Annotated in this window: 18 protein-coding genes; 16 read left to right on the forward strand and 2 right to left on the reverse strand. The window is 33.2% G+C overall.

The features are described from left to right. The first annotated feature begins 660 nt into the window (after positions 1–660). From QYS47_RS02180 to QYS47_RS02190, 3 genes are all read left to right on the forward strand, one after another. Complete coding sequence (locus tag QYS47_RS02180; protein ID WP_302128240.1) at positions 661–1,200, forward strand: hypothetical protein; 540 nt, start codon at positions 661–663, stop codon at positions 1,198–1,200. A gap of 60 nt (positions 1,201–1,260) precedes the next feature. Next, positions 1,261–2,208 (forward strand): NAD(P)-dependent alcohol dehydrogenase, encoded by a 948-nt coding sequence (locus tag QYS47_RS02185; protein WP_322347561.1) that lies wholly within the window; start codon positions 1,261–1,263, stop codon positions 2,206–2,208. A gap of 182 nt (positions 2,209–2,390) precedes the next feature. Further along, on the forward strand, positions 2,391–3,578 hold the full coding sequence (locus QYS47_RS02190) for a PAS domain-containing sensor histidine kinase (RefSeq protein WP_322347562.1): 1,188 nt from the start codon (positions 2,391–2,393) through the stop codon (positions 3,576–3,578). A 166-nt stretch (positions 3,579–3,744) separates the two neighbouring features. Here the strand turns inward: QYS47_RS02190 and QYS47_RS02195 are convergent, their stop codons facing one another. Together QYS47_RS02195 and QYS47_RS02200 are read right to left on the reverse strand one after the other, a co-directional pair. After that, positions 3,745–8,421 (reverse strand): T9SS type A sorting domain-containing protein, encoded by a 4,677-nt coding sequence (locus QYS47_RS02195; RefSeq protein WP_322347563.1) that lies wholly within the window; start codon positions 8,419–8,421, stop codon positions 3,745–3,747. 185 nt (positions 8,422–8,606) lie between these two features. Further along, complete coding sequence (locus QYS47_RS02200) at positions 8,607–9,902, reverse strand: M20/M25/M40 family metallo-hydrolase (protein ID WP_322347564.1); 1,296 nt, start codon at positions 9,900–9,902, stop codon at positions 8,607–8,609. Between the two features lie 156 nt (positions 9,903–10,058). On the opposite strand from QYS47_RS02200, the gene QYS47_RS02205 reads away from it, so the two are divergent. The 13 genes from QYS47_RS02205 to QYS47_RS02265 all read left to right on the forward strand — a co-directional run bounded on the left by QYS47_RS02205 (position 10,059) and on the right by QYS47_RS02265 (position 25,764). Then, on the forward strand, positions 10,059–10,211 hold the full coding sequence (locus QYS47_RS02205; protein WP_302128231.1) for a hypothetical protein: 153 nt from the start codon (positions 10,059–10,061) through the stop codon (positions 10,209–10,211). A gap of 257 nt (positions 10,212–10,468) precedes the next feature. Next, positions 10,469–11,212 (forward strand): LytR/AlgR family response regulator transcription factor, encoded by a 744-nt coding sequence (locus QYS47_RS02210; RefSeq protein ID WP_322347565.1) that lies wholly within the window; start codon positions 10,469–10,471, stop codon positions 11,210–11,212. 177 nt (positions 11,213–11,389) lie between these two features. Continuing rightward, a complete protein-coding gene (locus QYS47_RS02215; protein WP_322347566.1) occupies positions 11,390–11,911 on the forward strand; it encodes a chemotaxis protein CheW in 522 nt (173 codons plus the stop codon). Next, positions 11,911–13,182: an alginate export family protein gene (locus QYS47_RS02220; RefSeq protein ID WP_308357966.1), complete on the forward strand. Its 1,272-nt coding sequence runs from the start codon at positions 11,911–11,913 to the stop codon at positions 13,180–13,182. Before QYS47_RS02215 ends, QYS47_RS02220 begins: the two co-directional genes overlap by 1 nt. An 11-nt stretch (positions 13,183–13,193) precedes the next feature. Then, entirely contained in the window at positions 13,194–14,975 is a 1,782-nt protein-coding gene (locus QYS47_RS02225; protein ID WP_308357965.1) for a methyl-accepting chemotaxis protein, read from the forward strand. Positions 14,976–15,051: 76 nt separating this feature from the next. Further along, on the forward strand, positions 15,052–15,909 hold the full coding sequence (locus QYS47_RS02230) for a CheR family methyltransferase (protein ID WP_322347567.1): 858 nt from the start codon (positions 15,052–15,054) through the stop codon (positions 15,907–15,909). After that, on the forward strand, positions 15,896–16,357 hold the full coding sequence (locus QYS47_RS02235) for a chemotaxis protein CheD (protein ID WP_322347568.1): 462 nt from the start codon (positions 15,896–15,898) through the stop codon (positions 16,355–16,357). The genes QYS47_RS02230 and QYS47_RS02235 overlap by 14 nt, the downstream gene beginning before the upstream one ends. Positions 16,358–16,385: 28 nt before the next feature. Next, positions 16,386–16,751: a response regulator gene (locus QYS47_RS02240; RefSeq protein WP_302103028.1), complete on the forward strand. Its 366-nt coding sequence runs from the start codon at positions 16,386–16,388 to the stop codon at positions 16,749–16,751. A gap of 2 nt (positions 16,752–16,753) precedes the next feature. After that, positions 16,754–18,790, forward strand: coding sequence for a chemotaxis protein CheA (locus QYS47_RS02245; RefSeq protein ID WP_322347569.1), 2,037 nt, complete (start codon positions 16,754–16,756; stop codon positions 18,788–18,790). Between the two features lie 5 nt (positions 18,791–18,795). Beyond that, positions 18,796–19,941: an ATP-binding response regulator gene (locus QYS47_RS02250; protein WP_322347570.1), complete on the forward strand. Its 1,146-nt coding sequence runs from the start codon at positions 18,796–18,798 to the stop codon at positions 19,939–19,941. Positions 19,942–19,967: 26 nt separating this feature from the next. Further along, positions 19,968–21,032 (forward strand): protein-glutamate methylesterase/protein-glutamine glutaminase, encoded by a 1,065-nt coding sequence (locus tag QYS47_RS02255; RefSeq protein WP_308357960.1) that lies wholly within the window; start codon positions 19,968–19,970, stop codon positions 21,030–21,032. Between the two features lie 30 nt (positions 21,033–21,062). Continuing rightward, positions 21,063–24,665, forward strand: coding sequence for a PAS domain S-box protein (locus tag QYS47_RS02260; protein ID WP_322347571.1), 3,603 nt, complete (start codon positions 21,063–21,065; stop codon positions 24,663–24,665). A gap of 28 nt (positions 24,666–24,693) precedes the next feature. After that, positions 24,694–25,764 (forward strand): carboxypeptidase-like regulatory domain-containing protein, encoded by a 1,071-nt coding sequence (locus QYS47_RS02265; RefSeq protein ID WP_322347572.1) that lies wholly within the window; start codon positions 24,694–24,696, stop codon positions 25,762–25,764. The last annotated feature ends 114 nt before the right edge of the window (positions 25,765–25,878 follow it).

Below are 25,878 nucleotides of genomic sequence, written 5' to 3' on the forward strand. Positions count from 1 at the left end.
GTGGGCATTTATTTTTAAATAAATCATTCTAAAAAACTATCAATAAATTTAAACACATGAAAAACATCCTTTTACTTATTTCGCTAAGCTTTTTGTTGGGCTTTCAAGAAAGCCAAGCAAAATCACCCAATCGCTTCCGAAAATCACCCAACCGCTTTCCAAAATGACGCAACCGCTCAATAAAATCATTTAACCGCTCAATAAAATCATTTATCCGCGCTATAAAATGATATAACCGCATTAAAAAATGGCTTACCCGCTATAAAAAATCGTTCACCCGCAAGAAAAGATCACTTACCCGCTTTTTAAAATGACTAAACCGCACTCCTGCGCCACTTTCACCCCTTCCTGCGTGAATATGACCCTCTCCTGCAAGACTTATGACCCTTCCTGCGCCAAATTTTGCCTTTCCTGCGTAAAAATATAGGCCTCCTGCTTCAGGAATACCCTATATGAAGAGGTTTATCTCATTCGAAATATCCGCTGGAATAGTCTTTTATATGAGTAGCTAAGGCAGATAATGCTTCTTCTTGCAATTTGGGGAGAGATCGTTAATCCTGAATTTAGAACTGAAAAAATTGATTAAGAATTAAAGTAATAAGAGCTATGCAATAGCCTTTATCTTCTACCGTTTCAAATATCTATCCACTAAAACAAAAAATGAAAAGACTCTCATTTTTAATTCTGTTAATTTCCCTTTCTAACCAGCTATCCGCTCAGGAATTCAACTATAAAAATAATGTCCAATTAGAGCTAGGGGGCCATGGTTTAGCCTATTCTTTAAATTACGAACGCATAATATTTGATCAGTCGAAATGGAAAACTACTGCCCAAGTTGGAATGGCTTATTATCCGCCCTTTGTTGGTTTTATCGATTTATGGTTACCAATGAGTATTAATCAGATTTATAAGATTGGGTTAAGTCACCATATAGAAGGAGGCTTAGGTATAATTAAAGTCTATTCTTCAACTCGAGATGCAGACAACCAAGCAGTAGACTGGAGTTGGGATACTTTTTTCTCAGCTCGTTTAGGATATAGGTACCAAAAACCAGACAGTCGATTTCTGTGGAGGATTGGCATTACACCTATTATGGAGACAGATTATTTAAAATCGGAATATTATATACCTAAGTCATATAGAAAAATTATTTCTGATTTTCATTTTATGGCAGCTGCCACTGTAGGTTATAGTTTTTGATGATCTCAATTGCTTTTGCTTTAAATTAACTACTTTCATAGGAAACTAACCTTAATTTGCATGAAAGCTGTCCTGTTTGATCGTAAAAATCCATACCAAAAATTTCAAATTCATGAAGTGCCCAAGCCAAATATTCGGGATGACGAAGTTTTGGTAAAGGTACACTGTGCTTCACCTAATGCGGCTGATTATCGCTCTATCCAAATGCGAATTGTTCCTAAGCATAACATCTTAGGATCTGCTATTTCGGGCATAGTTGAAGAAGTAGGTAAAGGCATTAGCCAATTCAAAGTTGGAGATGAAGTAATAGCGGATTTAGCCGATGTGGGTATGGGAGGATTTGCCGAATTTAAGGCAACTAAAACTTCAGTATTAGTGCACAAGCCAAAGGGAGTATCCTTTGAGGAGGCAGCTGCTTTGCCAGTTGCGGCTACTACCGCATTGCAGGCCTTAAGGAAAGGCGGTATTTCAAAAGGAGAAAAGGTTTTGATCATTGGATCTGCTGGAGGGGTAGGAACTTTCGCCCTTCAATTAGCCAAATATTTTGAAACGGATGTCACGGCCGTTTGCAGTACTAAGTCGGTTGAGCAATCTTATAATTTTGGAGCCGATAAAGTCATCGATTATATGCAAGAAGACCTTTTTAATCGTGATGATCGCTATGATTTAATCTTAGCTATAAACGGAAATTACCCACTGTTAAAATGTAAACAGATGTTGAGCAAAAGCGGTCAATACATTGCTGTTGGAGGTAGTTTAAAGCAAATCTTTAAAGCGCTATTATTTGGAAAAATTTTATCTTTCGGGAAAAAGAAAATAAAAGCGGTAGCAGCAAAACCATTTTCAGAGGATTTGGCTTTTGTTGCAGATTTAGTCGAAAAGGGAAAAATAAAACCATCCATTGAGAAAGTATATAAAATGGAACAAACTGATTTAGCGATGGAGTATTTAAGTGCGGGTCACGCAAAAGCTAAGGTTTTGATTTCTTTTTTGCCAGTGATGAGATAATTTGAAAAGACCAAAGAACTATTTCATATAAATTAATCTAACGGTAATTTTCCTTTAAACCCAATCTCTGTATCTATCTATCTGGTTTACAGCATTTTTATCATAATATTTTATATATTGCTATTAGTACAATATGATAAAAACTATATCCAACCCGAAATTATTCACAGCAAATAGAGGATATGTCTGATTTTAACCAACATTATAAGGAATTAGAAGAGGAAGTTATTCATTTAAAAAATGAATTAGAAGCCTGTAAAAAGCGTGAGCAAGAAGTTCGCGATCAGGAAACAATATTTAGGCTATTTTACGAGAATAGTTCTGATGCCTTATTAATTACTTCACCAGATGGAGGGATACATTCTGTAAATCAGGCAGGATGTGATTTGTTTGGTTGGACTAAAGAAGAAATTTATAAGGGGGGCCGTGATTTATTAGTTGATTCATCGCAAGAATCCTTAAAGAAAGCTTTGCAAAAACGAAAAGAGGAAGGCTATGTTGAAGGAGAATTGATTTTTGTGAAAAAGGGAGGGATTAAGTTTATAGGGGAATATACAAGTAATGTCTTTACGAATAGTGAAGGGCTTAAACGTACTTCTATGATTATTCGGGATGTAACAAAAAGAATAGAAGCCGAACGAATTATTAAAGAGAGCGAAAAGAAATTATGCGAGCTTAACAACACAAAAGATAAATTATTTTCAATTATAGCTCATGATATTAGAGGGCCCTTCAATAATTTAAAAAGCCTTTCTGAACTTATGCTTAAGCAGTTGAGAAATAATGAGATAGCCAAGGCTAAAGAGTATGCTACTTTGATTTCTTCTTCCACAAGAAGCGGTATAATTCTGTTAGAAAACTTATTAAACTGGTCCCAATCACAAACTGGTCAGTTGAGTTTTGATCCGAAGAAAATAGATATAAATGAGGTGATGCTTAATGTAATTGAGTTGAAAAAATCGCTATGGCATTCTAAAGAAATAAGCATTGATTTTTCTCCTAAAGATGGTATAAGCGCACATGCAGATGAAAATATGTTACGCCTTATTTTGAGAAACTTGATTTCGAATGCAGTAAAGTTTACCCATAGAGGAGGAAATATCACCATTAATGCTACGCCAAATGAGCATTTTATAAAAGTGTCTGTAAGTGATAATGGAGTTGGCATGAGCAAAGACAAGCTTGAATCTTTATTTGATATCTCAAAAATTAATAGCACAGCGGGAACAGATAAGGAAAAAGGCTCAGGATTAGGTTTGTTGATCTGTAAAGAGTTCGTAGATAGAAATGGTGGAGAGATATGGGCTGAAAGTACTGAGGGAAATGGAACAGAATTTAGCTTTACATTGCCTATGTACAATCATGATTAATCGCATGTTAAATTTATTTGCAGTCGATCGCAAAAAATTCTCATTATGTAAGCATCCAGTATGAATAGAAAATAAACTGATTGAGGGTTGGTTTATTTAATTATTACTAACATACTACTTAAAATCAAAAAGAAGTATGTTAGTAATAACCTTAAAAGTTTAATTTTCACTTTTTAATTATTTTATGATAGCTAGATTTACCTTTATATTCTAAAACTAATAAGTAAACACCAGAATTAACCTCATCTAAATTTTCAAACCCTTTTATAGAATGAAAGGACCTAATCATTTTGCCATATTGGTTATACAATGTAGCTTTATCATATTCCCCTTTTATGGTGAATCGATTTTTAAAAGGATTTGGATAAATACTATAATTTTGATTTACCTGATTATCGTTTGAGGTAATTTCTGGTTCTGTATAGACTTTAAATTCATTCGTAATTTTGTTAGAATTATTATTTGAAAATTGAGTACTGTAATTGAGTTCAACTAGGTAGTCTCCGTTTTCTAAAAATGACTCAAATCTTAATGGTAATGTGATGGTAATCGATCCGGATTTTTGAATTGTTAATTCCTTTACGAATAATGAATCAGTTATGAATTCTGTTCCTTTTTTTATTGTAATTAGAAATTCAGTTGTAAGGGATCTAATATTGTTATTTTCATTTCCTGCAATGTCGATGGAACAATTAATTTCATTCTGATCTCCCCTTATTTCCTCTGGAATAGTTAATTCCGTTATTTCTATAGAAGGATCATTGATTCTAAAGTTCAGATGATCTTGTTTGCTGTAATTATTAATTGGATGTTTTAATTCAATTATAAATTGATAGTCTCCAGGAGATAAAAAGTTCCCAAGTGCAGAATTTAAGTCAATATATTTCACATATTCCGTAAAACTTGATCTTGCAACATCAACTACTAACTCTTCTTCAGTTACTATTAAAGTATCTTCTTTTTGAATTAGATAAGTGAATAATTGAGTATTTAAATTTTTAATTGAGTCTTGATTGTTTGCACTAATTTTAAAACTATACATTAGTGAGTCCGAGAGAATCGAGAGTTGTTCATTTAGTGCTAGATTAGATAACGAAACCCTTTGATTTCTAATTCTAAAAGGTGTTTCAATCAGTTGCAAATTCGATTCATCTCTTCTTAAAGGATAAAAGCGTGTAATCAAATTATAATCACCAAGAGATAATGGAGCATCTAGATTGAGATCAAAATCTACAATCATGTTTTTACCCTTCGCTAGGTTAATAAAATTGTCATGACTTTGAATTTTTAGTGTGTCTTCGCCCTTTAGTAAAATATGCTCATAATAAACCTTAAATTTAGCAAGGCTGTCTGAACTTCCAGCTAAATCAAACTGTAGGTCTAAGCTGGTTTCATTTTCTTGAATCTCATTTTGAAACTGCACATTGTTTAAATAAATGTTACCATCTATAATTTGTATAGGGAAGGATTTACTTTCAATAAAGCCAGCAGTATAAGGGGAAGAATAATTGAATTTTACATCATAAAATCCGGCTTTTAGATTTTCATTCAGGGCGAAAGTTTTATGTATTTCTTGAAAATTGTTGAAATCCAACATTTCTGAATATGCAAAACTGAGTGAATCATTGGTTGATTGAGAAATCAAATCAATTCTAAAATCAAAAGCGATTAGTTCATCAGGGAAGTTATTATCTTGTTTATCTACACTAAAGCTTAAATCAAGTTGATCAGAATTATTGTAATTATTAAAAACGGTATCTTTTTGTGCCATAAAATCAAAATCAAATTGATTTTGAGAACTGGATGAGGTGTTAATTTCAATCTGGTATAGATCATCCTGAGCATTTACGTTCAGAGAATACCATTTTTCAAAATTTTGACTAATAGTACCGTCATTAAAGAACAGCAGGTATTCACCTGTTTCCATATCTGCCAATTCTAAATAGTTGTTTTCAGTACTAAAAGTATTAATCACACTACTGTCTGCAGCATGTGATAATATTACCTGAGTACCTGAGAAGTTGAAATTTTCATCGTTTAAATTAAATTCAACTTTTTTATTCCCAGATAAACTGCTTTTAGGATTATTAATGAGTTGAATTTGATGTTCAGTATCCACAGTTAAGTTTTGGACGTCACTTTCTTCGAAAAAGTACTGGTGGTTTTGAAAACTTGGAATAAGCTGAGGAAAAATTTCTTCTTCTGGAATTACATTGATAATGTATTCACAAGCGGTAGTATAAAAGTTTGCGATTCCATTTTGCTGTATTGCTTGTTCTTCAAATAAGCTAATAGCTCCATTTTCATGTATTTTAAATAACTGAACTATTCCTGATGTCAAGGGTAATTGGTTTTCATCTAAGGCGATCACATCAATGATATAGTGCGGTTCAATAACACTAAAGTTTCTAGCTGTACCTGTAAATTCTGTATCCTGAAAAGGAGTTGAGAAATGTAATTCTATTTCATAGTCTCCAATCATCAATGAGTTCGTTAATGAAATTGAAGTTTTGAGGTTTAGCGTATCATTTTGATTGAGATTTAAATTCTGATCAAAAGAAATAGAATCCAGAACAGTGCCATTTTGCTTTATTAAACTATAAAAAGACGCATTTGAAATCGAAATGGAATTGTTTTTGAAAAAATTTGACATTTGATACTGAATAGTAACATTATTTTCATCAGCTTCAATATCACTAGCTTCTAATTCAAAAGCAGCCAATTCCATTTTCAAGTTTTCAACTGCCACTTCACCTGTTTCATTTACTACTAACTCTACAATATCGGTGGATTCATCTATACTTAAGTTGGCGGAAATATCATTGGATTCCAGAATATTGCCATCATCAAAATAAATTTCATATTCACCATTTTCAACCTCTGTAAAGGTAAAAGAACCACTTGCATCTGTTTTTGTAAATGCTACTACCTCACTATTTCTTATTAAGTAAACAGGAGTTTGATCAAAATTAGTAGAAGCGGTTTGTCTGTAAGCTACTCTAGCACTTGATGTACCTGATACAATATTGCCAGTGATTGTCTTTTCACCATTCAGCACATTGGGAGCTACATATATTGGCTCAATTTGAATTGTAGTGTTACCGTTAATTTCTGTGAAACTAGTTTGTTCTAATTTAAACGTATTTCCAGATACTGTTCTGAGGTAATTCGGAAATTGACTTTCATCTGGCACTACATAAAACATAAAGTCTCCTGCACTTTGCAGGAAGGTCACCTGTCCCACCCCATCTACTTCCTCAATATTTTGATTACCTAAGTAATTGATATTACCATTTGCATTTTTCTCATAAAAATAGACGATTCCTTGATTGATGATGTCTCCATTTTGGCCTAATATTTCAACATCTATGGAATACTCTGAAGCAAATATTTCTATCTCACTTGTAAACGGCCCGGCACTACCATCTTTATAGTCTAAAGTGATATTGGTGGTAACATTGTAAGTGCCGGCAGTAAGAGTGGGTCTATTTGGAAGTTTTATATAAAGTTGATTAGTTTCAAAAGCATCCATGTAAACACCATTTCTAATGTTATAATTTTCTATAATTTGACCATCCAGAGACTCTAATGTTATATCAATAGTAGCATAATCATAAATTGAATTACTGTTAGGATTTTCTAATTCGATATTCAGGGGAATTTGAATGTCTTCTGTTTCTACTTGAGATGTTGATGATATGCTTACTATGTTAAAATCATAGTTGAAAATGGGTTGACTTCCAATGTGTACTTCTATTTCATCGATTAAAGGGTAATTAGGATCATTATTTCCTATGTAAATATATTCGCCAGATAGTTCATTATCATAAATATCCACGAACTCCAATCTGCTTTTACCTGCTTTTATTCCTGAACCATAATAATTTTGAGGATCATAGCCTGTTCCAACGGAATAGGACGATACATAGTAATCTAAATAAGTTACGTCAGTTGTACCGGTATTTTCAATATTAAATGATAAACTGACACCGTACTCAGTCCATTGATAAGATACCGAAAATTCATCTATAGTTAAAAATGCATTTGAGGAAGCTACCTCTATACTACCTGCCTGATAAACATTATTTGTTTCATCGATTTCTTGAATCTGATCGTAGCTATCAACCTTTAAAAAAACGTAATATTCACCTGGGTTTAGGTTGAATGGGATTTCAAAATCATTTAATAAAATTCCAGTTAGCTCATTTTGATAATCAAATCTTAAATAATCAGTATGCTCTAATTGTATATCATCCTCATCAAATACCATATCGGCTGATAAGTATGCTTCAACATAAACTCCTCTTATGGTTGAACCTTGATTAAAGGCATCCACATTCAGTGCTAACTCTTTTCCTTGCACATGATTTGTCGCATCATTTAAACTAAAATTACTTAAAAGGATGTCAGCAGTAGAAACTGTCACTTCAGCAACACCTGCTTGAAACTTATTATTTGAGGGATTTACATCAACAAAATTATATGAATCTGGGTCAATTATAGCATTAACATAATATGACCCTACTTCTTGATCCAAATCTTCTAAATAATCCGAACCACCTATTTCAAAGTTTAAGGTGACTGTTTCATCAGCCTCAAGAGCAGGGAAATAGTCTGACGTAAAGAAATTAGAGTAGTCTGAAGCATCATTACCAAAATAAATCTTTAAAAGTCCTTGATTGGAAGAAATGACACCTATATTCTTAATACTGATACTATAAGTAAAGGCTGAATGTTTTTGGTAGCTAGTTTCAATAGTCATCGATTCGATAATCAAATCCTGACTGTAAGCGGCAAAAGACAATAGAATTGTAAGGATTGGAAGAAGTATTAATTTTCTCATGATATATTGTAAAAATCGAAAAAATTAAAACTACTAAAAATATTTCTATTAGCGTATATTAAAAACTGAATTATTTATCAGAAATATGGCATTCTATTTTTATCAATAACTTTTGAACAAATGAATGATAAAAGGTTTCGCACTAGTCATCAAATAAAAAATTAAAATATCTTAAATCATAATTCTTAATTCACTAACCTATACATTAAAACAGCAGCTCTTTTTGCTTGCATGCTGAGCTTACTTAAATCTCCAGTTTCATTTATAGTATGATCATCAGCTCCACTCAATCCCATCCCATCTATGGCCATGTCAACATAGCCAGATGTAAAAGAAACATCAGCAGCACCTGCATTTCTTGGGTTAACAGCTACCACTTCACCAAAGCCTAAATCTTGACTTACTTGATTATATTTTTCTAACAATTCACGATTTCCCTCTGATGGTGCGAGTGGAGGATAACCCCCCTCTTTAAAAACTAATTTTGCCGAGGTTCCGGGATAATTATCAGCGACTATTTCTTGCATGATTTTTTTTGCCCTTTTCAATTGCTCCAGTGAAACCGCTCTTATGTCTCCACTTACCTTTACCTCTTGAGCCACTACATTGGATTTACCAAAGGCACTACCTCCGCTTTCTCCTTCATCGTATTGAACGGAAGTTCCACCTAAAATAACCCCAGGGTTGAAAGTGAGGTTTTCCTCTTTTGATAGCTGAACATAAAATTCGTTTAATATTCTTGCGGCTTCGTAAACAGCTCCAACACCTACTTTATCTGAAAAAACTTGAGAAGAATGAGCTGCATTTCCTTTCACATTTAAGCTCCATCCGGATGAACCCCTTCTTGAAACGACTATAGTTTTAGGGTCACCATCTGCGTTTTCAAAAGCTAAAGCTATGTGAGCCAATTTTGCTGCATCGGTCAATGCTTTTTTAGACAATTCGATTGGGCTACCACTTTTTTCTTCATCACCTGTCATCACCACTTCTATTTGCATATCCTCTAAAAGCTTGGCTTCCTTCAAAGCCTTAAGCGCCATTAGTATAATCACATCTCCACCTTTCATATCTGCTACTCCAGGGCCTTTTAGAATATTTCCATCTTGCATCTCATATTTTTGAAAAGGACTATCTGGTTCAAAAACGGTGTCTAGATGACCTATAAGCAAAAGTTTAGGGCCTTTTTTCCCCTTAGTTCTAGCCACTAGATGACCTGCTCGATTAAAACTTTCTCCTGGCAACCACTCCGTTTCCATACCCAGTTTGTCAAACTCTGCTCTTAATACCATTCCCACTGCTTGCACCCCTTCAAAGTTCATGGTGCCACTGTTCATGTTTACTATCTTCTTGAGAAGCTCTGTATAATATTCATTATGCTGATCAACTGAAGCAAGCAGTTTTTTTTCTGTTTTATTGTTCTGAGCATTTAGATTTAAAACGCAATAGGAAATAATGAGGAGAAGGCTAAAAAATCTTTTCATGTGATTAAGTTAATAAATTAGTTTTATTAATAATGCATTGTTTTAATAAACCTATTTAAAGCCAAAAGTTTAAAACTGAAACACAAAATATTTATGAAGTTTAAATTTTAAAGATAGCTTTAGAAAAGCTTCCAATTTAGAATAGAATTGGAAATATTGAATTTTATAACAACCGATCAAATGGTAATTGTAGTGGTAGGTGATGAAGCTACAAATATCGAAGGCTTAAGAAAATTAGGCTATGATATTGTGAAGCTTAATGCCAAAGGTGAGCCGGTTGAGCAAACTAATATGGAAGGCGGAAAATAAGTTTTTTATAATTGAAATGAATAAGAAGCCAGTACTGAAAAGTGCTGGCTATTTAATCGTTTATCTACATCTGTAAAAGTAATCGATATTAATGATGGTTCTGTCGATAACTTGTAAAATTACTATCTGAAAGTAAATGCATTAGTTCTTTATTATTTTACTTTTCATTATTTTTAAATATTCCTCCAAAAAGCCTTACAGAAATTTAACTTTTTATAAGCTTTTCATGCATTTTAGCTAATAACTATTAAAAGATTATGATTAGGAGCATTATTGTTGATGATGAATTGAAAAGCAGAGAAAGTCTGCAAATATTGCTTACTGATTTTTGTGAAAATGTAGAAGTGTTAGCACTCTGCCAAAATGTGGAGGAAGGCTTGAAGGCCATTAAATCACATGATATTGATGTGGTTTTTTTAGATATTCAGATGCAAAGAGAAACGGGCTTTGACTTGCTATCTAAGCTAGACAAGAAAAACTTCGAAGTCATTTTTACCACTGCATTTTCGGAATATGCCATTAAGGCTTTTCAATATAGTGCTATCGATTATTTATTAAAACCAATAGATATACAGGAATTAAATAGGGCGATTAATAAAATCACAGAAAGAAAGAAATCTGATATTTCAGCTCGACTAGATTACCTTTTAGAAACAATTTCCCCTCAAAATAAAGAATTTAAAAAAGTAGCGCTGCCATGTCATGATGGTTTGGTGTTTGCAAGCTTAGAAGATATTGTATACCTAGAAGCCTCCAGCAATTATACTATTTTTCATATGAAGGATGGTCAAACTCATATTGTAAGCAAAACATTAAAAGAATACGAAGATTTATTAAGTAATACGAAGTTCTGTCGCATCCATAATGCGCATATGATTAACATAGATTACCTCAAAAAATATGTACGAGGCGATGGTGGTTATGTGATCATGCATGATGATAAATCATTAGATGTATCTAAGCGAAAAAAGTCTGGGTTTCTTCAGATGATAGGGTATTAAAACTACAATTAAATACATTTTCAATTTTAATAAGTCTGCTGATTTAATGTAAATCAGCTTTTTTTTGCTTTTAATTTTCCCTCCCACTTACTCAATTTTCCTCCCACCTAATCATTTTGGATTCCTTTTCCTGATATAAAAAGCAAGATTTGATTATCAATAAATCGGAAAAAGACCATGATAAATGAATTAAGCTTACTAGAAAATGTGGACTCCTTTCTCTCCTTCAAATTAAAGGAAGAGATGTTCGCAGTGGAAGTAGAAAAAGTGGTTGAGATATTGGAAGTACCCAAGATTACTTTCATACCTAAAGCTCCCAAATACATGAAGGGAGTCATTAACCTCAGAGGGATAGTAATTCCTGTAATTGACGCAGGTCTGAAATTCGGACTAACTCCCATTGACATTACTATTGATTCTTGCATTGTTATCATCGAATTACATGATGAAGACAGAGAATTGGAGTTTGGAATTTTGGTAGATCAAGTACTTGAAGTATTTGAATTAGGTAAGGAAAAACTACAAGCATCCCCATCTGTAGACTCCGACTATAATCTAGATTATATCAAGGGCATCTCTAAGATAGATGAAGAATTTGTAATGGTGATTGACATCGACAAAGCTTTTTCAGTAGGAGAAATCAAATTGAAAACAGAGCCCACAGCAAAATCAAAAGCAAAAGCAAAAACAAAGAAATAATGAAAAAGACATTTTTAACTCCAATTATTTTATTCCTATCAGTTAGTTGTGCCTTCGCACAATTTTCAATGGATGCTGAATTTAGAGCACGCTCAGAGTATAGGGATGGTTCTCGTATCTTATTAGATGATACAATGACTCCTTCATTCGTAAGTTCACAAAGAACCAGATTAGTAAGTACTTACATTGATGATGGGTTTGAATTTAAATTCACCATTCAAAATGCAAGAATCTGGGGACAGGATGATGAAAGAGGTAATGTTCCTAACCTTAATTTAGCTGAGGGGTATCTGAAATATAATATTAGCGATGCCTTTTCAGTAAAAGTTGGTAGACAGCATTTAGTATTAGATGATGGTAGAATCTTCGGATTGCGAAACTGGAATGATATTGCTGTTTCACACGATTTAGCAAAAGTTACTTATCAGAATAAGGGTTTTACGATACAGACTGGCGGAGCTTACAATAATCAAAAGAACATTTACCAAGAAGCGGACTATACACTTAGCTATTACAAATATTTAGTATTCTTCCATGCTAATAAGAAATTTGATAATGGTTTATCAGTATCCTTATTGCATTCAACTGATGCAAATCAAGACCCTAATGATATCAATAGACATTTTGAAAGGCAAACTACTGGGGCTTATCTACAATTTAAAAATTCAGGCCCTTTCTCTTTACAAGCATCGGCTTATTATCAATACGGAACTCACACTAGCGGTTTAGATCAGCAAGCAAATTTATTTTCTGTAATACCAGCATATAAAGTGAATGACAAAGTGAAATTATTTGCGGGAATGAATCACCTAAGTGGAAATGATCAAACTGAAGTTAACCCAACAGTAAACAGATCATTCAATAAGCTTTTTGGTGATGGCCATAGATACTATGGTTTAATGGATTACTTCTTAAATGTTGAAAGCAATACACAGGGTGCTGGAGTAAATGAAATGATGGCAGGTATTTATTATACATTCAAGCCGGGAACTGAATTAGAAGTTTCTTATCACGGTTTTAATGTAGCAGGTGCCTTGGTTGATCCAAATGAAACAGCATTAACTACAGCAAACGGCAAATATGGTGACGAGATTGACCTTCAATTGAAGCATAAAATCAACAAATATTTAAGCATCAGATTCGCTTATGCTACCATGTTTGCAACTCCAACTATGGAGATCATCAAAGGTGGTGATAGTAACAGATATCAGCAATGGGCTTTAGTAATGTTAAGTGCTAAGCCCAATCTATTCAAATTTGACAAAAAATAAAACGAGGAACAATGAAACTAGTAAAACTAACCACCAATCAGCGAATCGTTTACATTTTCGCTTTCGTGATCTTAATATCTGTAGGAGGAGCGGTGTATAATTCACTCCAAACTCAAAAGTTAAAAACAGAAATTGATAAAATTTACAATGACAACTTATTAAGTATTGACTATTTAATTGAAGCGGATAGAGATGCGTACCAATCTAGCATTGCAATTGCTCAAGCACTTTCTAATAAAAATGGCTCGGAGGATGACTATTTAGCACAAGTAGAGGATGATGTCCAAACTAATTTACAGCAGGTATCAGATAGGTATAATCAGTTTTTTGAAATATCAGCTTTTACTAAGCTAGAGGAGTTCAATCAGTATGATAGTTTTGATGCTACCTTCAGAAAAAACCATGAAGAGCTTCAGCAATTAAGCAATGAAATCATAGAGGATCTAAAGAATAGAAGAATAACGCATGCAGGTGAGCTATACTATGGAGCTTATATGGAAGCTTTTGAACCCATGCGTTCCGCCATGGATAAATACACAGAATTAAGTTTAGATTCATCTGAGAAAGCTTATGCATCAAGTATTGTATTAAGTGATGGCATCTTCAGAAACTCAATGATCATAGTTGGTGCAGTATTCTTCTTCATCCTTGCTGGTGGAATATTCTTGAAAAACAGTATTTCAAGACCATTGAATGAGGCTACAGAAATAGTAGAGAAGATGTCGGTAGGTAACTTGAATATCAACATCAATAAAGATAAATACAATAAAAAGGATCAGATTGGTTTCCTTCTATTAAAGATGGATGAAATGGCCAAAAAGATCAAAGGAGTTATTTCAGCTGTAAGTAGCGGAGCAGAATACATCAATAGAGCGAGTGTAGAATTAAGCTCTTCAGCAGGCCAGCTATCACAAGGTGCATCTGTTCAGGCGAGTTCAGTAGAAGAGGTTTCTTCTTCTATGGAGCAAATGGCGGCTAATATTATGCAAAATACTGACAATGCTAAAGAAACAGAAACCATCGCAAAAAATACTACTCTAAGAGTTGAAAGCTCTAATAATGCAGTACTGGAAACGGTAGATTCAATGAACCTAATCGTTAGAAAGAACTCTATCATAGGGGAAATAGCAAGACAAACTAACTTATTAGCCTTGAATGCTGCAGTTGAAGCTGCAAGAGCAGGTGAGCACGGTAGAGGGTTTGCGGTAGTAGCTTCGGAAATTAGAAAGTTAGCAGAAAGAAGTCAGAACGCAGCTAAAGAGATTGATGATATTTCAAATACTAGTGAGAAAGTGGCTCGCAATGCTGGTGATATGTTAGGAAAACTAGTTCCTGAAATCGAGAAAACAAGTAATCTGGTAGCTGAAATTACTGCAGCAAGTTTGGAACAAAATGAAGGAGCCAATCAAATTAATGATGCTATTCAGCAATTAAACTCTGTAGTACAACAAAATGCGGCTAGTGCAGAACAATTAGCTTCAAATTCTAAAGAATTGAACTTCCAGGCAGATGGATTAAAAAGAGCTATTGCTTTCTTCAAATTCGATAAAGATTCTAACGGTGCAGCAACTGAAGAGGTAAGCGATGATCCATTAATGATTAATCTTAATGATGATATAGATGCATTACCAGACTCACCATTAGAATTAGCAGATAAAGCTAAGAATGGTAAGCATAAAAATGGCAAGTCATTAAATGGAAAAAAAGAAGCAGAATTAGAAAATGATGGCTTCAAGCTAATCCTCGATAATGAAGAGGATGATGAAGATGATTCAAAATTTGAAAAATTCTAAAATAAAAATCAGGCATGCTGTTCTTCAGTATGCTTGAATTAATCCAAAAATTAAGGTGATGTCAACAACAACTGTCATGAGCAATAATAACAACACCATCAAGTTACTCGATCGTGAATACTATAAGTTGAGTAGCTTTATCCATGATCATTATGGGATCAACCTGACGGATGCAAAGCGTGTTTTGTTGGAAAGTAGATTGCAGAAAAGACTTAGAGCAGCTGGCCTCACCAATTTTAAGGATTATGTAAAGCAGGTGATCTCTTCTAAAAATCAAGAAGAGATCATCAATATGATCAATGTAGTATCCACTAATAAAACGGATTTCTTCAGAGAAAAATCTCACTTTGATTATATGTCTAAGGTATTATTACCTGAAATGGCAACCAAATATGGAAAGGAATTAAAAGTTTGGAGTGCAGCTTCTTCAACGGGTGAAGAAATTTATACCATCGCTATGGTAATTGAAGAATTTATGAATGCGAATAGCTTCCAGTTCAATTATTCAATAGACGGTACTGATATATCAACTGATGTACTAAGAAAATGTATTCGCGGGGTATATGATTTAGCAGATATTGCTCCTATTCCAAATTCATTGAAGCAAAAGTATTTTTTAAGAAGTAGGGATAAAATCAGGCCAAAGGTTAAAGTAGTCAGAAAACTTAGAGCCAGAGCCAACTTTTATAGATTTAATTTAATGAGTTCGAATTACCCCACTAAAGGTAAATATGACATCATCTTTTGTAGAAATGTATTGATCTATTTTGATCGCAAAACGCAATATGAAGTGATAAAAAAGTTATGCGGTTCACTTAAAACTGGGGGTTATTTATTTCTAGGTCATTCTGAATCTATAATAGGTTTGGACTTACCTCTTCAGCAGGTTACCCATACAGGATATAGAAAAGTTTTAAGCCATGGAAATGCTTGAATTGATATTGAAAGAACATTTCGTTCATCCGGGAATGCTAAGGGTTTCAAGATTTAAAGAAATTATTTGGACTGTTTTAGGCTCATGCGTAGCGGTAGTGCTTCATGATAAAGAGAACAAATATTCAGGTATGAATCATTTTATGCTGCCTTATTGGAATCAAAAGGATGCACCTACTGAAATGTATGGCGATATAGCTACAGAACGTTTGATAAAAAAATTTGAAGCGATGGGTAGTAAAATTGAAAACCTAGAAGCAAGAATTGTTGGGGGCTCTGAGCAAATCAATAAGACTTTTGAAATAGGAAAAAAGAATGTAGCTGTTGCTGAAAAGATATTATCAACCTATAAAATTAAAGTAGTAGGAAGACAAACCGGTGGAGCAAGTGGAAGAAAATTAAAACTATTAACCCACAGCGGAAAGCTCTTTATAAAAAACTTGAATTGAAATTATTTAAATCATTAATCATAACCTCATGAATAAAAATATTGTAATAGCCGAAGATTTTAATGTTTCTCGTAAAATAATAGCGAGTGTATTAACAAAAGCGGGACACCATGTAATTGAAGCTTCTGATGGTAAAGAAGCCGCTTCCTATTTTGACGGTCGTAAGGTCGATATGCTTATCACAGACTTTAATATGCCAGAAATGAATGGAGCAGAACTGATTCAAAAAGTAAGAGCTACATCTGATTACTCATTCATTCCAATTTTATTGTTAACTACGGAAGTAAATGAGGTAAAATTGAAAGCTGCCTTAGATGAAAACATTACGGCATGGATTAAAAAACCTTTTCAAGCAGATGTATTTCTGAAAATTGTAACTAAAGCGCTGAGATAATTATGGACTTTAAGCAAGAATATATTGAAGAAGTAAAGCAGATTTTGAAGAATTTGGAAAAGTCTATCATGCTGCTTGACCAAGAGCCTAATCAGCCAGATGAAATCAATAATATCTACCGCTATTTACATACTGTAAAAGGCAGTGCTGGTATGTTTGATTTTAAGGACATGGAGCGTTTAACTCATGAATTGGAAAACGTTTATACAGATATACGTGACGGCATTAGGACAATAGACGAATATGTTCTTGATCTCACCCTCCATGCGATTGATATTTTGAATGATTTAATTGAAGGAAGTGTGGATAGTGGGCCTACAGATAAGATTATTGAATCTATCATTACCTTAAGAGGGCAAGAAGCTAGTCTTGAATCATCTCAGTCTTTAACCGCAAATAATAATAAAAAGGAAGCATTTAGTATTTTTTTTCGTCCAACGGAAACTCTTTTTAAAAGAGGAATAAACGTTAGTGCCATGTTGGAAGATTTGGAAGATCTTACTTGGCATGAAATTATTATTCATAATGAATCAGTACCGTTTGAAAAACAATTAGCAGATCAGAAATTTGTTTCATGGCTAGAAATTTTAGCCGTTTCTGAAGAAGGACGAGAAGCGGTTGATGATGTTTTTCTTTTTTTAAATGATCAAGATTTTCAAGTTTTGAAGCTTGAAAGTAAGGAAAGCTTTACTAATGAGGAATATAAAAAACAGGTTGTTTTAAACGATGATGAGGTAGAATTCCGACTTGGTAAACTGGAGTCTTTTGATGCAGAGATTTTCAACAAGCAAGCACAGCAAGAAAAAACCAATAAATCTGCTATACTTCAAGAGGTAAAGCATGAACTTCAAGAGTTGCAAGAAGAAGAGGAGCAGGTAGAAACGATAGCCATAAAAAAATCATCTAAGAAGTCAGCGCATATCAATGTAAGTACTGATAAGCTTGATGATTTAATCAATATTGTGAGCGAACTGGTGACCTTCCGTTCTGAAATGCAACACTTATTAAGTGATGAAAAAGACAATGAAATAACGGAAGCGGTAGAAAAATTAGAGTTTCTAACCTTAAGATTAAGAGATTCTGCATTTAATATCCGATTAGTTCCGATTAATATCCTTCAGGTTAAGCTTCAAAGATTAATTAGAACGGTTTCCAAAGATTTAAATAAAGAAATAGAATTCATTACAGAAGGTCTAGATACGGAGCTTGACCGAAGCATTATTACGGCACTTGAAGCTCCATTAATGCATATTATTCGAAACAGCTTAGACCACGGAATTGAGTCACCTGACGAAAGAGAAAGTAGAAATAAGCCAAGAAAAGGCTTATTGAAATTATACTCTTATAATAGTGGAGACCATGTTTTTATTCAAATCCAGGATGATGGAAATGGAATTGATTTTGAAAAAATTAAGAAGAAAGCAATAGAGAAGGGCCTTATAAAAGCCAAACAAGAATGCACTGAACAGGAGTTGATAAATATTATGATGTCTCCTGGTTTTTCAACTGCAGATGAAGTTACCAAAGTAAGTGGAAGAGGTGTGGGAATGGATGTGGTGAAAAAGGAGATAGAATCTTTAAGAGGAGATATTGATATAAGCACAGAAGACGGTTTAGGGACTATCATCACTTTAAGACTTCCACTTACTTTAACAATACTAGATACCTTAGTAGTTAAAGTTTCTGAAGAGAAGTATTTAATACCTATCAATGAAATTGAATATTGTTATGAGGAAGATCATGCAGTATTGTTCAAAAATAACAGAAGACTAATTAATTATGATAATGTATTCATTCCATTCGTTTCCTTAAGAAATCACTTTGGCCATGAAGAGCACCCAGAAAAGGAAACCGTCATTATTGTAAAGAAGAATGATGTTAGGATAGCAGTAGTGGTAGATGATATTATTGGTCAATATCAAACGGTTTATAAGCCATTAAATGAATTAATTCAAGATATAGACTGCTTCTCAGGAGCTTCTATTCTTGGGGATGGTACTACTGCATTAATTTTAAATGCATTGAAACTTAAAAATTAGGTGATATGAACCATCAAATCCTCATAGTGGATGACTTAAAAGGTATTTACAGAAAAATTCAATCTGTATTAGAACCTAGAGGATGCGAAATCACCTATTGTGAGACTGGAGAAAGTGGAATAGAAGCAGCTCAAAATCATTTGTATGATTTAATCATTTTGGATATACACTTACCCAATATGAATGGTATTGAGGTCTGTAAAACTTTAAAGAAACTACCCAATTATCAACACCGACCTGTCTTATTGCTTACTTCAGATACCAGAAAGTTAGAGCTGGGCTTAATGGCAGGGGCTTCTGATTATATTTTGAAGCCTTTTAATGAACTCGAAATGATTGCCAGAGTATTTACACAAATTAATCTTAGTAAAGAAAAATTAAAGAGTATATCTGAAAAACAGTCCCTTCAAAATGATTTGCAAAAGCAAGAATTCAAACTGAAAGAAGTACAAAATGATTTACATCAATATTTCTATCAAACCGCCCATAAGCTTCGCTCGCCCTTATCTAGCATGGAGGGCTTAATTCAATTATTGCAATATGAAAAACCTGATATTTGTCAGCATGAATATATGAAAATGCTTAAAAAGACGATTGATAAGATGTCATATGTCAATCATCAAATATCAAAAATTGGAGAGATTAAGTCTTCAGTTATAAAGCCAAAAAAATTCAAGCTGCATAGCTTCATTTCAAAAATTTTAAAAACTCATTTCTTCCAACACTCAATCAAAACTAATATTTCACATAACATTTTGCTTGAAACCGACACCAAAATATTCCAAAATGGTTTAAAGCCAATCATAGAAAATGCCATCTATTATACATGCCTAAAGAAAAAGGTTCAATCTATCATTATTGAAATTAATTTAGTTCAGAAAAATGACAGCTATTATTTGATGATAAGAGATAATGGACCTGGTATTTATAAAGAGGAACTGGATAAGATTTCGAGTATCTTTCACGTAGGTACTGATAAATCGCAAGGCAATGGCTTAGGATTATTTATTAGTAAAATAGCATTAAATAAAATAGGAATGGAACTTCATTTCGAAAGTAAACTCGATCAATTCACTGAGGTACAAATTGATTTAACACGAGCAATCGATAAATCGCTAGGATCTGAATTAAAATATCAAATTATAGCGTAACTTATGTAATTATTTCAACTAGTAATATGGCCATAAAAGTATTAATTGTAGATGATTCAGCTTTGGTAAGACAAAGCTTTAAAGCAATATTAGAAAGCGATAGAGAAATATCAGTAATCGCTACTGCTCGAGATCCTTTTGTGGCGGCTGAACGAATTGCAAAAGAAAAACCTGATGTGATCACGCTCGATATGGTGATGCCTAAAATGGATGGTTTAACCTTTCTTAAGAAATTAATGAAACAGGCTCCAATCCCTGTGATTGTAATTTCTAATCAAACTAATAAAGGGGCAGAATTAGCAATGAAATCATTGGAATACGGAGCGGTTGATGTTATCTCAAAACCCAATATTTCCAATGAGGAGCAAATAGAAGAGAGCAAAGTATTATTAATTGACAAAGTGAAATCCGCCTATTATGCGGGACGAAAATCGAAAAAAATAAAGGAGGAAAGACTAAAGAATAAAAATAACATAACTTCTAATTCAGGAGCTTTTCATCATCATAATACAGTGATAGCGGTGGGAGCTTCCACAGGAGGAACGGAGGCAATTAAGGATTTCCTGCAATCCCTTCCTTCGGAAATGCCCCCAATATTAATAGTGCAGCATATGCCCGAAAAGTTTACGGCTAGCTTTGCTGCAAGATTAAATGAGCTATGTTCACTTCATGTAAAGGAGGCGGAGAATAATGAGGAAATAAAAAAGAATACGGTTTACATTGCGCCAGGAAATTTTCATATGTCCTTACATTATAATTTAAGCAAAAAATATATTCGGATTACTAAGGGGGATTTAGTTAATCGTCATAGGCCTTCGGTTAATGTACTATTCAATTCTGTGGCTAAGTCAGCAGGTGAAAATGCGATTGGAATTATAATGACTGGAATGGGAGATGATGGTGCCTTGGGAATGAAAAATATGTTTGATCGAGGTGCTTTCACTATTGCGCAAGATGAAGATTCATCTGTAGTATTCGGAATGCCTATGAAAGCCATTCAAAACAAAGGTGTTACTCAAATAATGCCTTTAAATGAAATAGCTCCTGCTGTAATACAATTATTAGAAAATAAAGGGATAGCTACAGATTGAAAAACGGTCTAATTAAATATATTTATACCGATGATCAATAAGGCGAAATCCATATTAACTAAAAATAGATTAAAAGAGTCATTAGTATTTCAAAAAAGATCAATACTCCTATCTAATTATATAAGCTGGATATTGGTGATTATCAATGTATTGCTTTTAATTTTAATACCTGGTAATCATAACTTAGAAGCAATAATAGAATCAGCTATTGCAATAGCTATTTTTGCATTTCCTTTTTTATTGAATCACCTGAAATTATATACGCTTAGCAATTTTTATTTGTCATGGGTGCCTCCAATATTAGTCACCCTCTTTTTTATGTATTCAATTGAGGGTCAGGAAAATGTATCGCCAACCGTTTACGATGGTTTAAAGTTTTACATTATCGCAAGTGGAAGTATTCCTGTTATTCTTTTTGGAAGAAATCAACTCGCTTTAACGGTATTTGGTATTCTGCCAAGTTTAATAGTAATCTTATTCTTTGAATCTATTTTTAGTTTTTTTGAATTAGGATTTGGACAGATTGGAGTGGAAGATGGTTACTATCACATTAATAGAATCAGGTCGTTTATTGCTTATTTTATAATTACCGCTTCTAGTTTTTCATTACGTTTTCTGGTGGATAAAAGTGATTTAGAGAATTTCCACCTTCAAGAAGAATTAGCCCATAAAAATAAAGAAATTCAAGAGCAATCAGATCGTAATTTAGCGCAATTAAATACAGAATTATCGGAAAAAGTAAAGCAATTAGAGCATAGAGAATTTATGTTGTCACAATCTCAAAAGGTGGCCAATATCGGGAATTGGGAATGTGATAGCAATGGTAAATTCACCTTTTGGTCAAAGGAAATGTATAATATTTTTGGTTTTGATGATAGTACAGAGGTTACCCAAATAAAACTATCTGATTTCCTTAAAGTAAATGAAAAAAATAAATTTGAGGATACAGTCGAACTGGTTCTTGAAGCAGAATTTGAGACCAAAATTACATTGCCCATCACCACACCTATCGGATACCACAAATGGGTGGAGTTCTTCTTTTACGTGATAAAAAATGATAGACAGCAAGCAATAATAAGAGGGGTTTGTAAGGACATAACCTATTTCAAGGAATCAGAACAATTACTGAAATCAAATGAAAGGAAATATAAAGGATTATTTAAGCAATCTTTTTATCCTATTATTTTAATTAATAAAGAAGGGTTGGTGTTAGATGCTAATGAAAGCTTTGACAATCTCATCGAGGCTGAAAGAAACGAATTCATATATCATGATATCAATACTTTACTTAGGTTTGATCTCAATAAAGCCATAAAAACTTCTTATGAGATAGATAACTTTAAAATGGAAGGTGAAATTTCCACTATCCTTGGTAACATACTTCAAATTGAATTATTCATTGGTTATCTGGATCATGATAATTTGATTCTCACCTTTAGGGATATTACAGAACTAAAATTAGCTGAACAAAGAATCATCGAAAGTGAATTAAAATTTAGAACCTCCTTTGAATTTTCTGCTAATGGAATGGCACTACTTTCTAAAGAAGGCTATTTTATGGAGGTAAATGAAAAATTATGTGAAATCACCGGATATAGTGCTAATGAATTGAAAGAAGTAAGTTTTTCAGATATTACTTATAAGGATGATTTACCTCGTGATGCTGATTATACCAATATGTTAGAACGAGGGGAAGCCAGTTCATACAATAAAGAAAAGAGATATATTCATAAATCTGGCGCTATTATTTGGGTAAGTATTTCTACCTCTATTATTAAGAATCCTGAAAATGAAGAGGACTTTTATTATGTGGCGCAAATTCAAGATGTAACCGATCGGAAAAACTCAGAAAGTCAGCTTATTGAGGCAGAAGAACGATTCAGAACCTTGGTTGAAAGGTCACTAGTGGGGGTATATATTATTCAAGACGATCGCTTTGAATATGTGAATCCTGCTTTTTACAAACTCTTTGGATACACTGAAAGTGAGATGTTAAGTTTAAATGATTTTTCTGATTTAGTACATGAAGATGATCAGCAAAAAATAAAAGCCAATGTAGCCGCTAGAATGAATGGCGAGTTGTTGAAAGCCAGAACAGAAATTAAAGGTGTTGATAAGCAGGGTAAAATTATATGGGTTGAGGCTTATGGTAGTAATATAACTTATAAAGGAAGGCCAGCTGTCATTGGAACCTTAGTAGATATTACGGATCGTAAGCAATTCGAAAAAGAGCAGGCTCTTTTAGGTTCCATAGTGGAATCGATAGACGAAGCCATAATAAGTATTTCAATAGATGGTTTTATAAACTCTTGGAATACGGGAGCTCAAAAAATATTTGATTTAAAACCATGGGAAGCAATAAATCATCAATTAAATGAAATCATTCCTTCTGAAATACTTCCTAACGATGAGGATTTGGCTTTAGTAATGAATGATGATTTGCTGATTGAAAATTTGGAAAAGAAATGGTTGAAAAAGGGAGGGTGGAGAAATATTTCAATATCTTTTTTCCCTTTAAAAGATCGATCAAATAATCTTATTGGATCAACCATAGTAGCCCGAGATATTACGAATAGGATAAAAGCACAACAAGAGCTAAAAGAAAGTGAAGAGCGCTATCGTGATTTAGTTGAAAATGCTTCTGAAGCATTAGTAGTATTTAAAGCAAAAGATGGTGATTTTGTTCATATTAGCAATAGTGCTATTGATTTATTCAAAACTTCACATGATCAATTGTTGGATATGTCCATATCTGATTTGAGCCCTAAATACCAACCCGATGGTAAAGAATCAAGAACTCAACTTAGGAAGTATATTCTGAAGGCAACCAAATATAATATGATTGCTTTTGATTGGACTTTCCTTGATCTTGAAGGTAACCAAATTCCTACTGAAGTTCGTTTGACCAAAGTCCCATCAAAAGAAGGTTTATTTGTTAGAGGAAGTATTATAGACATTAGTGAGAGAATTGAGAAAAATAAACTGTTAGCGGAAGCCAATAAAAAGATTGGAGAGCTAAAGCTAATGGCATTGCGCTCAGTCATGAGCCCTCATTTTATATTCAATGTGCTAAATTCTATTCAATTTTTTATTGGTAAAAATGATAGACTTAATGCCATCAATTATCTCTCTACTTTCTCGAAATTAATAAGAGGAATATTAACTCACTCGGTGGATAATAAGATAAAACTGTCGGAAGAAATTGAGATGCTGAAAAATTATGTGGAGCTGGAAATGCTACGATTCGATAATAAGTTCGATTTTGAATTGATAGTAGATGAAGATCTTGATTTAGATTACATTGAAGTACCATCCTTATTAATTCAACCCTATGTTGAAAATGCTATTCTGCATGGATTATATAATAAAGAAGGCAAAGGGAAATTAACGCTGGAAGTTACTGAAAAAGGAGACGTTATATATTTCAAAATCCTTGATAATGGAATTGGAAGAGAAGCCGCTAAAAAACTGCGTAAAAAGAGTTTTCCGAAACATAAATCTATGGGTTTGAAACTGACGGAAGAGCGATTGAAATTAATTAATGAGAATCATAATATTTCATTTTATATTCAAGATGTAATGGAAAATAATGAAGTTGCAGGAACCGTTGTTACCATTGGTATCCTTACCTAGTGCCTAAATTTAAAAGACGGCACAATATTTGACAACTAATCATATAGTAGTTTTAGTAAATCTCAATACTATGGTTCGTAAAGCCTTTATTATTCTATTTTGTCTTCTTTCTTGCTATTCCAAAAGTATTCTCGCTCAACAGATCTCGGGAAAAGTTTTAGACGAAAATCAAGAGCCTTTATTAGGGGCATCTGTCTATATAGACGGAACCACCATAGGTGATATTTCTGATATCAAGGGAGAATTTAGTTTCGAAATAGATAAAGAAATTAATGCAGTACTTATTGTGAGTTTTGTTGGCTATCAAAAAGTTTATATAGAAAATCCAGATACTCAGAAGCCATATTTAATACAACTTGAGCCAGATGTTTCGGAGATGAAGGAATTAGTAGTATATAATAATCCGTATTCAAGAGAGGAAATGCTGCAGGTTTTTAGAGATGAATTTATTGGAGATCGGAAGTTACAAAAGACTTGTAAAATTATAAATGAAGAAGACATACGCTTTCGTTATAACCCTCAAACTTTAACTTTTACAGCCCTATCCGAAAAACCGCTTAAAATCGAGAATCATTATTTAGGCTACACCATCAATTATGATCTTTTGAAATTTGAATTAATTTTTCAGCGCTTTACTCTAAATACAAATTTTCTGAAAAGTAGTACTTATATGGGTACCACTCAATTTTTGCCCATGGAATTGAATAAAAAATATCGAAAAAGAAGGAAGGAGGCCTATGAGAATTCAACTTTACACTTCTTTAGAGCTTTAAAAGCTAATAATTTAAAAAAGCAAGGCTTTCAATTATATTTTAAAGGTTTTCAAACAAATATTACGCAATTACTGGAGCTACAAAACATTGGAGTTATGGCTGAGGTAAAAGTAAAACAGAAAGATATTAAGTTTAAACCCAAAAATTTAGTCTCTAGTTTTGAAGTATTATACAAGAAGAATGATCAAACTTCAATAAGTTTTTATACTGATAATTTTTTAATTGACGGCTATGGATTATACTCTAAATTTGATCAAATAATGTTTTCAGGTGCCATGAGTAAGAAAAAGATGGCGATGATCTTACCTGCCGATTATGAATACTAATACGATATAGAAACATTTGTATTGTTTAAATCATCACCTTTAATAATTTAAAACATTCATTGTAACATTATAATTCCTTATGCATCTTTAAAGAGAACCCTTATTTATTCTTTA

Source organism: Marivirga arenosa (assembly GCF_030503875.2).
GTDB classification, from domain to species: Bacteria; Bacteroidota; Bacteroidia; order Cytophagales; family Cyclobacteriaceae; genus Marivirga; species Marivirga arenosa.

What these genes read in the sequence shown, in the direction of transcription:
- QYS47_RS02225 (WP_308357965.1), top strand. Translation starts at nt 13,194, where the DNA reads ATGAAACTAGTAAAACTAACCACCAATCAGCGAATCGTTTACATTTTC.
- QYS47_RS02195 (WP_322347563.1), bottom strand. Translation starts at nt 8,421, where the DNA reads ATGAGAAAATTAATACTTCTTCCAATCCTTACAATTCTATTGTCTTTT.
- QYS47_RS02235 (WP_322347568.1), top strand. Translation starts at nt 15,896, where the DNA reads ATGGAAATGCTTGAATTGATATTGAAAGAACATTTCGTTCATCCGGGA.
- QYS47_RS02260 (WP_322347571.1), top strand. Translation starts at nt 21,063, where the DNA reads ATGATCAATAAGGCGAAATCCATATTAACTAAAAATAGATTAAAAGAG.
- QYS47_RS02210 (WP_322347565.1), top strand. Translation starts at nt 10,469, where the DNA reads ATGATTAGGAGCATTATTGTTGATGATGAATTGAAAAGCAGAGAAAGT.
- QYS47_RS02230 (WP_322347567.1), top strand. Translation starts at nt 15,052, where the DNA reads ATGAGCAATAATAACAACACCATCAAGTTACTCGATCGTGAATACTAT.
- QYS47_RS02255 (WP_308357960.1), top strand. Translation starts at nt 19,968, where the DNA reads ATGGCCATAAAAGTATTAATTGTAGATGATTCAGCTTTGGTAAGACAA.
- QYS47_RS02250 (WP_322347570.1), top strand. Translation starts at nt 18,796, where the DNA reads ATGAACCATCAAATCCTCATAGTGGATGACTTAAAAGGTATTTACAGA.
- QYS47_RS02185 (WP_322347561.1), top strand. Translation starts at nt 1,261, where the DNA reads ATGAAAGCTGTCCTGTTTGATCGTAAAAATCCATACCAAAAATTTCAA.
- QYS47_RS02220 (WP_308357966.1), top strand. Translation starts at nt 11,911, where the DNA reads ATGAAAAAGACATTTTTAACTCCAATTATTTTATTCCTATCAGTTAGT.
- QYS47_RS02190 (WP_322347562.1), top strand. Translation starts at nt 2,391, where the DNA reads ATGTCTGATTTTAACCAACATTATAAGGAATTAGAAGAGGAAGTTATT.
- QYS47_RS02240 (WP_302103028.1), top strand. Translation starts at nt 16,386, where the DNA reads ATGAATAAAAATATTGTAATAGCCGAAGATTTTAATGTTTCTCGTAAA.
- QYS47_RS02200 (WP_322347564.1), bottom strand. Translation starts at nt 9,902, where the DNA reads ATGAAAAGATTTTTTAGCCTTCTCCTCATTATTTCCTATTGCGTTTTA.
- QYS47_RS02215 (WP_322347566.1), top strand. Translation starts at nt 11,390, where the DNA reads ATGATAAATGAATTAAGCTTACTAGAAAATGTGGACTCCTTTCTCTCC.
- QYS47_RS02245 (WP_322347569.1), top strand. Translation starts at nt 16,754, where the DNA reads ATGGACTTTAAGCAAGAATATATTGAAGAAGTAAAGCAGATTTTGAAG.
- QYS47_RS02180 (WP_302128240.1), top strand. Translation starts at nt 661, where the DNA reads ATGAAAAGACTCTCATTTTTAATTCTGTTAATTTCCCTTTCTAACCAG.